The 14,290-nt window shown below is 65.4% G+C and carries 12 protein-coding genes; 5 read left to right on the forward strand and 7 right to left on the reverse strand.

The features are described from left to right. Positions 1-11 precede the first annotated feature (11 nt). A complete protein-coding gene (locus tag ACWEO2_RS21045; protein ID WP_452406851.1) occupies positions 12-1,373 on the reverse strand; it encodes an AIM24 family protein in 1,362 nt (453 codons plus the stop codon). Positions 1,374-1,483: 110 nt separating this feature from the next. After that, entirely contained in the window at positions 1,484-1,786 is a 303-nt protein-coding gene (locus ACWEO2_RS21050) for a hypothetical protein (protein WP_452406852.1), read from the reverse strand. Positions 1,787-1,982: 196 nt separating this feature from the next. Here ACWEO2_RS21050 and ACWEO2_RS21055 point away from each other — a divergent pair, with 196 nt between their 5' ends. Continuing rightward, a complete protein-coding gene (locus ACWEO2_RS21055) occupies positions 1,983-3,449 on the forward strand; it encodes an alpha/beta fold hydrolase (protein WP_452406853.1) in 1,467 nt (488 codons plus the stop codon). A 3-nt stretch (positions 3,450-3,452) separates the two neighbouring features. Here ACWEO2_RS21055 and ACWEO2_RS21060 read toward each other — a convergent pair whose 3' ends face one another. Further along, positions 3,453-5,051, reverse strand: coding sequence for a putative glycoside hydrolase (locus ACWEO2_RS21060; RefSeq protein WP_452406854.1), 1,599 nt, complete (start codon positions 5,049-5,051; stop codon positions 3,453-3,455). A 118-nt stretch (positions 5,052-5,169) separates the two neighbouring features. Here ACWEO2_RS21060 and ACWEO2_RS21065 point away from each other — a divergent pair, with 118 nt between their 5' ends. Beyond that, on the forward strand, positions 5,170-6,177 hold the full coding sequence (locus ACWEO2_RS21065; protein WP_452406855.1) for a polysaccharide deacetylase family protein: 1,008 nt from the start codon (positions 5,170-5,172) through the stop codon (positions 6,175-6,177). A gap of 233 nt (positions 6,178-6,410) precedes the next feature. Next, the gene (locus tag ACWEO2_RS21070) at positions 6,411-8,963 is read left to right on the forward strand and encodes a DHA2 family efflux MFS transporter permease subunit (RefSeq protein WP_452406856.1); all 2,553 of its coding nucleotides are present in this window, start codon (positions 6,411-6,413) and stop codon (positions 8,961-8,963) included. A gap of 102 nt (positions 8,964-9,065) precedes the next feature. On the opposite strand, the gene ACWEO2_RS21075 is transcribed toward ACWEO2_RS21070, so the two are convergent. Continuing rightward, the gene (locus ACWEO2_RS21075) at positions 9,066-9,986 is read right to left on the reverse strand and encodes an LLM class flavin-dependent oxidoreductase (RefSeq protein WP_452406857.1); all 921 of its coding nucleotides are present in this window, start codon (positions 9,984-9,986) and stop codon (positions 9,066-9,068) included. A 156-nt stretch (positions 9,987-10,142) separates the two neighbouring features. Here ACWEO2_RS21075 and ACWEO2_RS21080 point away from each other — a divergent pair, with 156 nt between their 5' ends. Together ACWEO2_RS21080 and ACWEO2_RS21085 are read left to right on the forward strand one after the other, a co-directional pair. Further along, positions 10,143-10,640 (forward strand): hypothetical protein, encoded by a 498-nt coding sequence (locus ACWEO2_RS21080; RefSeq protein ID WP_452406858.1) that lies wholly within the window; start codon positions 10,143-10,145, stop codon positions 10,638-10,640. Positions 10,641-10,697: 57 nt separating this feature from the next. After that, positions 10,698-11,018, forward strand: a complete 321-nt coding sequence (locus tag ACWEO2_RS21085) for a hypothetical protein (protein WP_452406859.1) — start codon at positions 10,698-10,700, stop codon at positions 11,016-11,018. A gap of 103 nt (positions 11,019-11,121) precedes the next feature. Here the strand turns inward: ACWEO2_RS21085 and ACWEO2_RS21090 are convergent, their stop codons facing one another. The 3 genes from ACWEO2_RS21090 to ACWEO2_RS21100 all read right to left on the reverse strand — a co-directional run bounded on the left by ACWEO2_RS21090 (position 11,122) and on the right by ACWEO2_RS21100 (position 14,274). Then, on the reverse strand, positions 11,122-12,348 hold the full coding sequence (locus tag ACWEO2_RS21090; protein ID WP_452406860.1) for a cytochrome P450: 1,227 nt from the start codon (positions 12,346-12,348) through the stop codon (positions 11,122-11,124). A 140-nt stretch (positions 12,349-12,488) separates the two neighbouring features. Beyond that, the gene (locus ACWEO2_RS21095; protein ID WP_452406861.1) at positions 12,489-12,908 is read right to left on the reverse strand and encodes a MarR family winged helix-turn-helix transcriptional regulator; all 420 of its coding nucleotides are present in this window, start codon (positions 12,906-12,908) and stop codon (positions 12,489-12,491) included. After that, the gene (locus tag ACWEO2_RS21100) at positions 12,898-14,274 is read right to left on the reverse strand and encodes an MFS transporter (protein WP_452406862.1); all 1,377 of its coding nucleotides are present in this window, start codon (positions 14,272-14,274) and stop codon (positions 12,898-12,900) included. The genes ACWEO2_RS21095 and ACWEO2_RS21100 overlap by 11 nt, the downstream gene beginning before the upstream one ends. Between the last annotated feature and the right edge of the window lie 16 nt (positions 14,275-14,290).

Raw genomic sequence — 14,290 nt, forward strand, 5'->3', positions numbered from 1 at the left:
GCGCCGGTCGGCTATCCGAACAAGCCGCCGAGGACGCCGCCGCTCTGACCGGCCTCCTGGCCGCCGCCGGTGCCGCCGATGAGACCGCCCGGGGGCAGTTCGGAGGGCTGGACGATGACGAAGCCGCGACCGGAGAAGGACAGGGTCAGGCCCTCGCCGGTGCTGCGGCCGATGAGGCGGCCGAGGCCGAAGGAGTCGTTGCGTTTGATGCCGGTGGACAGGCTCGACGACCAGGCGACGGCGGCTTGCGGGTCGGCGTAGGTGGGCTGGTCGACATTGAGGACGACCGGCGAGCCGTGGGTGGTGATGGCGATGCGCCCGCGCCCGGTGAAGACACAGTTGAAGAAGCCTGCGTTGCTGGCGAAACCGGCTGCGCCCTGGACCCTTTGGATGTTGTAGGACAGCGATGTATCGAAGGCGAGCACATTCGCGCCGTTGATGGTCAGACCGTCGGTGCCGTCGAGGTCGACGGTGTGCACATCGGCGGCGGCATTGGCGAGGAACAGATCGCCGCGGCCGGAGACCTGCATCAGCGGGACGCCCTCGCCGGTAAGGCGCTGTTGGATGGCGCGGCCGATGCCGCCCGAGCCGAGCGCCTTGAAGTGCAGATCGCCCTGGTAGGCGACCATAGACCCGGCCCGTGCCATGGTCTCTCCATTGACGGCGACCTTGATCATCTTGCCGCCCTGCTTCTGGATGCCGATGCCGTTCACTTCGGCGTGGGTCGGATTGAACAGTTCGCTCTGCATCGGCAGCGCTCCTTGCTGGGGTGAAGACATCGGTGGGGGCGGCGGCACCGCGGCGGGCGCGGAATAGCCGGCCACGGGCTGAGCCGGAGCAGGTGGCGGCATTGTGGGCGCGGGCGGCGTCTCGGGTTCATCGTCGATATTCACACCGAACGCCGTCGCGATCCCGGCCAGCCCATTGTCATAGCCCTGCCCGACCGCGCGCACCTTCCAGGCACCGCTGCGCCGGTAGATCTCCACGCACACCACGGCGGTCTCGGTGCTGAGCCCGGTCATCGGAAAGGTCAGTGTCCCGGTATCGGATCCGATCGTTGCCGTCAGCGAACTCGCGCCCGCGAAGGTCGGCGGGCCACTACCGTCGAGGCTGGCCGTGACCACGACCTTGTCGACATTTGCGGGCAGCGCGGAGGTCACCACATCCACCATGTCGCCCGCGCCGCGGCCGTGTCGGTAGGTGACACCGGGGCCGACCGGCTGATTGAAGAAGACGAAGTCGGCATCGGAGCGGACCCGCCCGTCGGCCCCGAGCAGCAGCGCCGACACATCGACCGGTGCGGCGCAGGTGACGGTCACGGTCATCCGATCGCCGGGCGCGGGTCGATTCTCCCCGCGAGCGAGTGCGGTCACGGCGGACCGCCCCGGTCGATATGTCCGAGTGGCATGCGATTCACGGGATCAAGTGTGTCCCGAGTCCGGTCCGCGCGCCACTATCCCGGGCGCGTTCGGTGATGTCGTGGTCACCGCCGCTGTGGGGGGTAGCCCTTCAGGTCCGGCCATGGCGGCCTGCGCAGCACCGCGAGTGTGGCGATGACCGCGGTCAGCAGGCCGATCAGCGCGATTCGCGTCACATCGACCGCGGGCGTCCACACGACCTGCCCGTCATGAACGACGAATACGCCGACCGGGTACGTGCCGCGCAGTAAACTGCCGGTCTGGGCGACGGTGATGACGGTTGCGCCATCGGAAGTCTCGTATGGCTGGCCGAAGACAAGCGCATCATCCTCGACCGCCGGATGTCGACTCAGCGGGTTTCGAAGCATCTATATCCACTCCTCTGTTCTGGAACCGGTTGCTGCACAAACCCCTTGGAGTATCGACGTGACGGCGAGACGAGGCAAGCCGCGGCACGACATATGTCCAGCTGTGGGGCTAGGTGTGAGTTCGGATGTGGTACCAAGTTGCGAGATCGAGGGTGCGAGGCGAATGGGTTCGGTGGCGAGGCTTATGCGGTGGTTGGTGCTGGTAGCGGTCGGGGCCGCGCTGATCATCGTGCCGGGGGCGCAGGTCGACCCGGCCCTGCGGTTCGCGCACCAGCGGCTGCACTGGACGCCCTGCGGTATCGAGGATTTGGACAAAGCGGGGGCCGAATGCGCCGATGTGCTCGTACCGCTGGACTATCTCCGGCCCTACGATCGCACGCTGACGGTGAGGATCTCCCGGGTCAGGGCCACCGATCCGGGCCAGCGCCAAGGGATCCTGCTCGCCAATCCGGGCGGTCCGGGCGCATCGGGTTTGGACAGTGTGGATCTGCTGGGTGACGTGCTTTCACCGCAGGTGCGGGCGCGTTTCGATCTGATCGGCATGGATCCGCGCGGCGTCGGCGAGTCCGGGCGAACTCCGCGCTGCGGGTGGCCTGTCGGCGAAATGATCCATTCGGCGGGTCTGGATCCTGCGGGCTTCGCACGCGAAACCACGCTGGCGGCGAATATGGCCGCCAGCTGTGTTGCCGATGATCCGGTGAAACTACGCCAGCTCACCACCCGCAATACCGCCCGCGATATGGACATCATCCGAGCCGCCCTGGGCGAACCGAAGATCAGCTACTTCGGCGTCTCCTATGGCACCTATCTCGGCGCGGTGTTCACCCAGATGTTCCCGGAGCACAGCGATCGGATCGTGCTGGACAGCGCGATCGATCCGGACCGGTATTGGGAAGGCCTCGTCCAGGATTGGGGTGCCTCCGATGAGCGGGCGTTCGATGACTGGTCGAATTGGGTTGCGGGACAGGATGATACGTATCATTTCGGCCCGACCCCGACCGAGGTGCGTGCCACCGTGTCGGAGCTCTTGGCCGCGGCGGCACGTCAGCCGATCGTGATCGACGATTTCCCGATCGACGATCATTGGCTGCCATTTCTATTGCACAACATGGTGACCGACTTCCGGCGCAACCAAGCACTGGCCGAGACGATTCGGGAGATCGCGGACGCGGTGGGCGGTCCGCCCGTGGCGGCGCGAGCGCCGCGGCTGCACATCATGCTGCAGGCATTGCGATCCGAGGAGAACTCGGTGCTGGCCCAGATCGCCTGCGGCGATGCCGCGGCGCCAACCGACCCGGCCTGGTACTCGAGAAATATCGAAGCCAGCCGCGCCAGCCAACCGATCTTCGGGGCGTTCGCCAACAATATTCAGCCGTGCGCGTACTGGCCGAGACCCGTCGAACCCGCCACCACCGTTCGTAATTCGGTCCCCGTGCTCATCCTGCAGGCGACCGGAGACGCCAGGACACCGTACGCCCACGGTGTTCGGCTACATCAGGACCTGTCCGGATCTCGCCTGGTCACCCTGCAAGATGTCCGCATCCACATGACATTCCGGCCCGAACTGGGTGCCTGCGTGAACAATGCGATCAATAACTACTACGACACGGGTGTCCTGCCACCCGCCGATATCACCTGTCACACCGATCGACCAGCCGAATAGGAATCAACCGGGCACCACCGCCCACGAGTGATACGTCGATGCCGCATTCCACAGGAAGAAGCTATTGGTTCCGGCGGCGGCCGCGGCATCGATCTGCGCCTTGACCTCGCCATCGCCGTAATTCACCCCGAGGCTGAAATCCTGCAGCCACGGAATGACCTTGGCCCCGGTGCCTTTGGTCTGCTCGAAGAAGTCGGCCAATGACCGGAACACGATGTCATACGGCTGCGAGTTGGGATTCCCGACACCGTACTCACCCGGATTCCAGTGCGAGGGATAGAGCATCGGCGCCACATAGTCCACGTACCGAGCGATCGACGGAATGTCCTGTGCGATCTCATCCGGCCGGGTCGCGGCGATACCGAATACCGCGGCGCTGAGGTTGGCGCCCCTGTCGCGCACCGGATCCCGGCTCTCGTGCAGGAACTCCGCGATCGATGCGCTCGGAGTCTCGGTCAACCCGGGGAACTGCATCTGCGACAGCGGACCGTCCGGTCGCCGGACATAGTCGTACATAATGCCATCGAATCCGAGCCCGGCCGCCTCGCTCGCGAGATCGATATTGTATTTACGGATTTCCGGATTGGCGAAGTTGGTGAACGCGATCGCACCGTACTTACTGGCATACGGCTGGCCGGACGGATTCTGGATGACCCAGTCCGGATGTCCTTCGCGCCAAGCCCATCCGGCCATGGTCGGGTCACGGAATGCGACGATCCGGCCGACCACGCGCAGCTTCATATCGTGCAGTTGCTGCAGTGCGGCGCGCACATCGTAGATCCCGGCGGCGGCACCGGCTTGCCGTGCCAGCGGCACCTGCGAGTCGTAGCCGATAATGCCGTCCTCGTCCTTGATATCGAGCTGAACGGTATCGATACGTCCCTCCCGCGCCATATCCAGCACGGGTTCGCGCAAGCCCGCATAGGCCCATCCGTAGGCGGTCACATGCACGGCTTTGACCCGGGGTGCGTCGACCGCGGTCGTAATGGCCTGCGTCGCCTTATTTCCCGCTGCGTCGACAGCGATCACCTCGCCGCCGACCGGCGCGCGTGGCAGTGTGATCTCGAACGAACCGTCCGCGGCCGGCGTCACCGACTGGGTGCCGACCGACACCCGAATGGCACCGGATTCCTTGCCGCGCAACGTGATCGGCTGACGATAGGATGCGACGTTGCCCGGCTGGGTCAGTTCGAGCTTCGGCGCTTCGGCATCCACGGTGAAGGTCGCGGTGGCCCCCGGACCGGTGCTCAACAGGCCGAGTATGCCCCCGCGCGGGATCTCGGCGGTGAACCTGTGGTCGCCGTCGGTGAGGCGTCCGGGCCGGAATACCACGGTGTCACCGTCAACGGTGCCGGTCACCGCTTTGCCGTCGAGTTCGAGTCGCATGGCGTGGGGGTCGTGGCCGTGCGCGTCCACCCGCAAAGCCAGACCGGCCAGTGCGTTCGCGTTCACCACCCCATCCGGTAGTCCGGACAGTGCCAGACCCGTGGGTTCGGCCCGATTGGCGCCGATGATCACGGAGGCGATGAGAATTGACAGAGCCGCGATAACCGCTACTGCGGCCAGCCGCCATCGTCCGGTAATTCGGACCAATTTGTCCAACGCGCACACCAACTTTCATCTGTTGCTATCGCCTAACTATCTACCTCGGACAGCGCTGATGGGCGGGCATATTCCGATTCGCAACCGAGATTCCCTGCCGCCGCGTACCGTTCGAACCGTGGTGCGACGCGCGGCTATCGGAGCTCGGGTCGTCCTGTCCGCCTTGATGTTCGCGACCGTCACCGCATGTGGTTCCGCGGCCGACCCCGTCACCGCAGCGGTCGAAATCGTGTCCGCTCCGGCGACGACACCGATGCCGGACCCGGCTTCGGTCGGTGCCAACGAGCTCGGGCTCGTGCCCATCCTCATGTACCACCAGGTGACACCGGCACCGGCTGGCGAATACGACCAGACGCCGGAGAAGTTTCGCGCCGAACTCGAACGGCTGTATCGCGAGAACTATCGTCCGGTGACCGTCGCCGACTACATCGCCGGTCGCATCAATATCCCAGCGGGCACCCACCCGGTGGTGCTGACCTTCGACGACTCCACCGTCACGCAGCTCCGCTTCGCCGAGGACGGAAAGGTGGCCCCCGATACCGCGATCGGAATTCTCGAGGAGTTCCGCGCGCGCCATCCGGACTTCGCCCCCACCGCGACCCTCTATGTCAACAACGACCCGTTCGCCGATGACGGGCGCGCACTGCCCTGGCTGGCCGCGCACGGCTACGAGATCGGCGCCCACACCGCGAACCACGCGAACCTCGCCAGCCTGGACAGCACCGGCGTCCAACGGGAACTGGCCGCGAACGTGCGCGCGATCGAATCCGCGGTGCCCGGCTATCGGGTGCGCACCATGGCATTACCGCTCGGCATCTTCCCGCGCGAGCGCGGACTCGCCACCGCGGGCAGTTGGGACGGCGAGCCCTACGCCTTCGATGCGGTGCTGCTGGTCGGCGCCGAGCCGGCGCCGTCCCCATTCGGCCGCGTCGATCCCGCCGGTATCCCGCGCATCCGATCCGGTAGGAATGAGGTCGACTTCGCCGCGGCCTACTGGCTCGATCGCCTCGACCAGCATCCGGACCAGCGCTTTACCTCCGACGGCAACCCGAACAAGATCTCGGTCCCCGAACAGCTTGCCGAGGAACTGAATCCGCGCTGGCGCGATCAGCTCAATCCGTATTGACAAACATCGACTAGCCGATTTGGTGCTGGCCGGGCGTCGGTCGTCCGGCAACCGATCACCAGCCCGTTTCGAGCTGCGCGGCCATATGTATATTAGCCACCGCAACGAGTTACAAGGGATCAGCGAGTGGGGGCAGATCGCTTGTGGCGCAGTATGCCATCGCTCGACCGGCTCGACTCAGGTTTCGAGAGAACTTCCACCACGGATAGCCGATCAGAACTAGGGCTCAAAATATGACGAATGCGACCACCCAGGCACCGGCAACGCCGCCGGACCTGGATGCCGGTGAGGGTACGTCACTGTCGCACCGGCAGATCCTGACCATCCTGTCCGGTCTGTTGCTCGGCATGTTCCTCGCCGCGCTGGATCAGAACATTGTGAGCGTCGCCATTGTGCGGATTGCCAACAGCCTGGACGGATTCGATGAACAGGCCTGGGCGACCACGGCGTATCTGATCACTGCAACGATCACGACGCCGCTCTACGGCAAACTGGCCGATATCTACGGCCGAAAGCCGTTCTACCTCACCGCGATCGGACTGTTCGTCATCGGCTCGGTGGCCTGCACCTTCGCCACCTCGATGTACGAACTCGCCGGATTCCGCGCCTTCCAGGGACTCGGCGCCGGCGGGCTGATGTCGCTGGCCTTCACCATCATCGGCGATATCGTGCCCGCCCGGGAGCGGGTGCGCTACCAGGGCTATTTCATGATGGTCTTCGGTACCGCCACCGTGCTCGGGCCGGTGCTCGGCGGCTTCTTCTCCAACTACGACCAGCTCTGGGGTGTCGAGGGCTGGCGCTGGGTCTTCCTGGTCAATGTGCCGATCGGTGTGCTCGCGCTCGGTGTGGTCGCCAAGGTGCTCAATGTGCCGCATCAGCGTCAGCAGCACCGCATCGACTGGTTCGGCGCGGTCGCGTTGACGACCTGCGTGGTGCCGTTGCTGATCGTCGCCGAACAGGGCCGAGACTGGGGATGGGGTTCGCAGCGCGCGCTGATCTGCTACGGGATCGGTGCTGCCGGGCTGCTGCTGTTCCTGCTCGTCGAATTCCTGATGAAGGATGCGGCGCTGATTCCGTTGCGGCTGTTCAAGAATTCGACCTTCAGCGTGACCATTGCGGGCGGGTTCATCGTCGGTGTCGCGATGTTCGGCGCGATTGTCATGGTGCCGCAGTATTTCCAGGTGGTGCGCGGGTATTCACCGACCAAATCGGGTCTGCTGATGCTGCCGCTCGTGCTCGGCATCATGTTCGGCTCGCAGCTCGCCGGGCTGATCACCAAGTTGACCGGGCGTTACAAGGTGCTGCCGGTGATCGGAACCTTCGTCATCGCGGTCGGGTCGGCCCTGTACGGACAGGTGCACTATGACAGCCCGCTGTGGCAGCCGCTGGTCTACGGAGGTGTCATCGGCTTCGGCCTCGGTGGCTGCATGCAGACGCTGATCATTGCGGCGCAGAATGCGGGCCCGCGCTCGGATATGGGTGTTTCGACCGCGTCGGCGACCTTCTTTCGGCAGATGGGCGGCACCCTTGGCGTCGCGGTATTCCTGACCATCCTGTTCAATCTGTTGCCGCACCGGATCATCGATGCGTTCGGCGGAGCGCTGCCCGCCGGATTCGACGCTGCGCAACTGAGCACCATGCAGAGCAATACCAGTGGGATCGCGGCGCTGCCGGACGAACTGAGGGTGCCCATCCTGATCGGGTTCACCGATGCCATGCACGGCGTGTTCTATGTCGCCTCGGGGGTGGCGCTGCTGGCCTGTCTGGTGCTGATGTTCATGAAAGAGATTCCGCTGCAGGACAATCCGGTGCCCGCACCGGAGCCGGTCACCTTGGATGCCGAACCGAGCTGGGACGAGGCGCAGGTCTGGGAGGGGGCCGCGGAGCTGGTCTCCGAGCCCGAACCGGTGCTTGTGGGTGCGGTCAGCAGACATGTTTCGGTGGCGCACGACGGCAATGGTGTGTATGTGGCTGCGGTTGTGCCGCAGTCGTTTTCGAGCAGCGAGTACGAAGGCGGCACGATCGGCGGGCGGATCGGGCGTGCGGACGGCAGACCGGTGCCGGGGGCGGTGCTGACCCTCATCGACCAACGCGGCAAACAGGTTTCGCGAACGACCGGCGATGCCGACGGCGGCTACCTCATCGGTGCGCCCGCGGCGGGCAACTATGTCTTGATCGCCTCGGCGACCGGACATCGACCGGAGGCGGTCAGCGTCGCCGTTGGACAGCGGTCACAGCTGCTCGACCTGACCCTCACCGGTTCCGGTGAATTGTCGGGCGTGGTCCGGTCGGCCGGTCGCGGCACTCCGCTATCCGGCGCCACCGTCACATTGACCGATATGCACGGCGAGGTCGTCGGGGCCGCCATTACCGCGGGCGATGGCACCTACGCCTGTCACGGCGTCGTCTCGGGCACCTACACCCTGGTGGCCGTCGCTGAGCACATGCGCCCGAGCGCGACCACACTTACCGTGCCCGACAGCGGTCTGCTGCGCCACGATATCGATATGGCATCGATGGCCGTACTCGCGGGATCGGCCTGGGCGGACGGCGACCGAGCCGTCCCGGATATCCAGATCACGGTCCTGGATGCGGCCGGAGATCTGACCGCCACCGCCCGCACCGATGCCAATGGCCGCTATCTGGTCACCGACCTGGCCGAGGGCCAGTACACGGTGATCGCCCGCGGTTACCCACCGATCAGCAGCCGAGTCACGGTGTCCGGCGGCGAAGTCACCCACGACGTCCGTCTCGCCTACGAGCCCGACGACGCGGATCAGCACTGATGCAACGCTCGGTCCGGCGCTGCCAGCTGCACGATGCTGCGCATCAGGTCGAGGTTGTCGACGGCGGCCAGGTGCGTCAGCAGCGGTGCGGGCTCGGTGTTATCAGTCGACGTGCGGCAGCACCTCCGCGGCGATCCGCTCCATCTGCGCGGCCTCGTCGAAGAGTGGATTGATCAGGATCATTTCGGCACCGGCCGCGGCCACCTCGCGCAGGCCCTGCACGCAGTCCTTGGGCGTTCCGTGCACCGCGACCGGCAGCAGGGTCTTGCCGAATTCGCCGTAGAAATCGATCAGGGTGGCGGCCATGCGCTGTTCGGCCCGCACGGGATCGTCGTCCACCGCGATGTAGACGCGCTTGGCGATGCGGAAATCCGCTGGGGCGATGGAGGTTTCGGCAAGGGTTTCGTGCACGAACCGCACCTGCTCGGCGAACTTCGCCGTCGTGGTCGAGCCCGCGCCGAAGAATCCATTGCCCTGCCGGACCGCACGCCGCAGCGCGGCGGGCGTGCCGCCGCCGAACCACAGTGGGGGATAGGGCTTCTGGAACGGTTTGGGCTCCATGGTGGCGTCCGACAGCTGCCAGAACCGGCCGTCGATATCGATCCGCGGCTGGGTCCACAGCGCCTTCATGACCCGCAGGTGTTCGTTGAAGCGGGTGACCAGATTGTCGGCGGGGTCGACGTCGAAGGCGGAGAACATCCGGTTGCGGCCGCCGATGCCGACGCCGATCTCCAGCCGTCCGCGGGTGAGCTGGTCCAGTGTGCTGATGCGTTTCGCCAGGTGGACCGGGTTGTGCAGCGGCGTCACGAACACCGCGCAACCGAAGCGCAGGCGGTCGTTGAGGGCAGCGGCGAAGGTCAGCAGTTCGATCGGACTCAGATTGGGCGCCGAGCCGAGCAGCTGCTCGGTCGTCCACGCGCTTTCGAAGCCGAGCGCTTCGGCTCGGTCCAGATATTCCCGCAGGTAGGCCGGTTGGAAGGTGCCGTCGGGGAGCAGCTGCGGCACCGAGATGGCGTATCGCATCATCCGAGCCTAGCCCGTGTCCGCACCATCCGGACGGGCGATCTTGATGGAGACTTGAACACGCCGGTAACTCGACTGTAACCGCCCGGCGAGCCGAAACCGCGCCCGTGTGGATAATTATCCGAAAGTCGTTATCCCAGAGAGGAAATCACCGCCGTGCGGCAGTTCTGCAGAGCCGTCTTCCTGGACGCTGACCACGAGCTGATCGGGTATTTGGAACCCAAGGTCGGGTTCATGAAACAGGCCTGGATCGGCGACGATTTCGTCCAGGGGGTGGAGCGCCTGCTGACCGTGCCGACCCGCGTGGTGTGGGCCGGACCGCAGCCCCATCCACAGGGCGTACCGACCGATGAGAGCCTGTACGACAAGGCCGTCTCCGTGGCCCCGCTCGTGGCGCCGCGGTACGGCTTCATCGGCCGCTACATCCTCAACCACGACAAACGCACCTATGTCGACAAGGCAGCCGTGCTGGGCGGCGACGGTGAGCGCATCCACCCGCTGCCGATGCTGACCGCCGACGGCACGGGTTGCGACGGTGGCCGCACCAGCGGTGATGCCGCGCTGGTCGGTGCGTGGGCGGGGGACCGGATCTCGCTGAGCGCCACCGTGCCCGCCGGATTCGAGCCGCTGAACTACGACGTCGTGCCGAACTAACGTTATGGTCGACTACGGTCGACCATAACCGCTCGACGCGTGGTACAGGGGCATCCCATGCAGGTGCGTTACAGCCCTTACGATTTCGATGTGCACGAGGGCCCGTACCCGTACTACGCCCGGCTGCGTGACCAGGCGCCGGTCTTCCGCAACGAGACCGACGACTTCTGGACGCTTTTGCGGCACGCGGATGTGCGTGCCGCACTGCGGAATTCGGATCGATTTGCCAGCCGCAACGGCTTTCGGATGGAACCCGCGTTCTGGGGGCCGCGGGCCGAATCCGTCATCGCAGACCTTCCCGCACACCACGACCGAACCGATCGAGCTCCGAACAACCGTGGCTTCGCCTCGCTGCCCACCCGGGTCACGCCGCGCTGACTGACCCTCGCCCGCGCGCCAACCGCGTGAGCTCGACGATCATCCGGCCGATTTCATCGCAGGTGGTCAAACGACCAACCCTGATATTCAGGAGGGACAGTTCTCAATCGAATTCGACTTCCCAGCGCTTGATTCCATTGAGCCAGCCGGAGCGCAGGTGTTCGGGCTCGGCGACCTGGCGCAGATTGGGCATGCTGTCGGCGATCGCATTGAACATCAGATCGATCTCGAGGCGAGCCAGATTCGCGCCCAGACAGTAGTGCGTGCCCGCGCCGCCGAATCCGACATGCGGGTTGGGATCGCGCAGGATGTCGAAGTCGAAGGGATTCGCGAAGGCATCCTCGTCGAAATTCGCCGAGCTGTAGAACAATCCGACGCGCTGGCCCTTGCGGATCAGCTGTCCGCCGAGTTCGACATCGCGGGTCGCGGTCCGCTGGAATACCGAGACGGGCGTGGCCCAGCGGACGATCTCATCCGGCGCGGTGCGCGGACGCAGCTTCTTGTAGAGCTCCCATTGGTCCGGATGATCGACAAAGGCCTTCATGCCGTGCGTGATCGAGTTGCGGGTGGTTTCGTTCCCCGCCACCGACAGCAGAACCACGAAGAACGCGAACTCATCCGACCCCAGATGTTCGCCGTCGATATCGGCGTTCACCAATTTTGTCACGATATCGTCGGCCGGGCAGGCCCGCCGCTGCTCGGCCATGGTCCAGGCATAGCCGGTCAATTCGAGATGCGCCGTCGTCGCGTCGCTCGTGTACTCGGGATCATCGGCCCCGATCATCTGGTTCGACCAGGTGAACAGCTTCTTGCGGTCCTGCTGGGGCACTCCGAGGAGTTCGGCGATGGCCTGCAGCGGCAATTCGCAGGCGACCTGCTCCACGAAGTCGCCGCTGCCGGACTTCCTCGCCTCGCGCACAATTCGGGTGGCGCGCTCGGTGAGTGCGGCACGCAGGCCCTCGACTGCGCGCGGCGTGAAGCCCTTGGAAACGATGCGCCGATTCTTGGTGTGCAACGGCGGGTCCATATTGAGCAGTATCAGCCGCTGCATATCGATCTGCTCGCGGGTGATCTCGGGTTGATAGCGGATGATCGCGCTGTTCTCGGTCGAGGAGAAGATCTCCGGATGCTTCGAAATCTCTTTGATGTCTTCGAGTTTGGTCACCGCCCAATACCCGCCGTCATCGAAACCGCTGGATCGATCGTGCTGGGCGCACCACCAGACCGGTGCGGTCCTGCGCAGCTCCGCGAATTCTTCGGTTGGTCTGCGTTTCGCCCACAGATCCGGATCGGTGAGATCGAATCCGGTGGGAATCGACGGCGTGGCCATGGCCACCTCCCAGAGGTAGAACGCGTTCTACAATCGATTGAAGCACAGTGTGTCGCTGCGAGGAGGTGAAACGACTGTGCGTCCCCGGCGTGACGCGCGTTCGCGGCGAGGTTCTGGCAGCTCGGGGACGGTTTCTGCGGTCAGTGCTCCAGCTTGCGCAGCAGGCCGTGCAGCGTGTGCAGGTCGTCGGGGGAGAGGGCGGCGACCGCGGGCGGCGCAGGATCGGGGGTGGCCATGGCCTCGGCCAGGGCGGCCCGCCCGGCGGAGGTGATGGAGACCTGTTTGCGTCTGCGGTTGGTCGGGTCGATCTCGCGCACCACCAGTCCGAGTTCGTCGAGGTTATTGACCGCGACCGTGGTCGCTGGCGCATCCATGCCGGTGGCCTGCGCGATCTGATTGAGCGTGAGCGGTCCGGGGCGCAGGCGGCGCAGGATGCGAATCCGGCTGAACGGCAACCCCGTTCGTTCGGTGACCGCGCGCTTCCACGAGTCGCGGGTATCCATCACCAGGTGGGTGAGCTGTGCCCACACCACGTCGGCGGTGGGTGCGTCATCCGGCATGCGCGGGGACCCTCTCTTCCAATATCGGGGCGACGCGATCACGGGACCGAGCGGCCCATCGGGTGTTCGCGACTATGCCGAGTATGACGACCCCCGCGGTGAACACCGCGATCAGCCACCACAGACCGGCCCCGGTCAGCGCACCGCACAGTGCGACTCCGATGCTCACGCCCACCTGTCTGCTGGTCGAGGCGACCGCTGCCGCGGCGCCCGCGCGATCGAGCGGCATCCCGCTGACCGCCGATGTCGTGATCGGCGCATTGACCATGCCGAATCCGATGCCGAAAATCGCGAAGACGGTCACCAGCTGCCAGATCGGTGTGGTGGCGTCGAGCCGGGTGAGCAGTACGGCAGCAATGGTCATCGCGGTGCCCGCCGCGAGCAGCGAGGGTTTGGTCCCGTAGCGCCCGACCAGACGTCCGGACAGCGGCGAGAAGATCAGCGTCGCGACCGCCATCGCCAGGTACAGCAAGCCGGTGTGCACCGCCGAATAGCCCCGCACGCCTTGCAGATACAGCGAGCAGGTGAACAGGAACGCGCCGAGTGCGGCGAAGGCGAAGATCGCGGTCACCGTGGCCGAGGCGAACGGCACACTCCGGAAGAACCGCAGATCGATGAACGGATCCGCGCGCCGCGATTCCTGCCACAGGAAGGCCGCGAAGGCCACCGCCGACACCGCGAACACCACCGGCAGTTGCTCGATCAATCCGAAAACCAAGGTGAGCAGAAAGGCGATCGCCAGCAGCTGTCCGATCGGATCGAGTCCGCGCACCGCGGCGGACTTCGATTCCGGCACGAACAGAGTCGTCAATACCAGCGTGAGCGCGCAGATCGGCAGATTGATCCAGAACACCGACTGCCACCCGAGCGAATCGATCAGCACACCGCCGACCATCGGACCCAGCGCCATCGAGATGCCGACCACCGCGCCCCAAATGCCCACCGCGCGAGCGCGTTCCACCCGTCCGGTGAATACCTGGGTAATGATCGACATTGCCACCGGATTGAGCATCGATCCGCCGACGGCCTGCAAAAACCTGGCCCCGATAAGGGTTTCGATCGTCGGCGCGAGGCTGCACGCCAGCGATCCGAGTGCGAATACCGACAGCCCGATCCGGAATACCCGTCGCCGCCCGAACCGATCGGCGGTCGCCCCCGCGAGCATCAGCAGGCTGGCGAGCGTGAGGGTGTAGATATCGATGATCCACTGCAGCCGGGTCAGCGGCGCATCCAGATCCGCCCGAATCGCAGGCACCGCCACATTCACGATCGTCGAGTCCATCGACACGATCAGCAGGCTCGAACAGCACGTCACCAGGACCAGCACCTTTCGGCGCGGCGTCAGCTCACCAATAGTTGTAACCACACAATGATTGTGCGGT

This window comes from Nocardia sp. NPDC004278, from assembly GCF_053602975.1.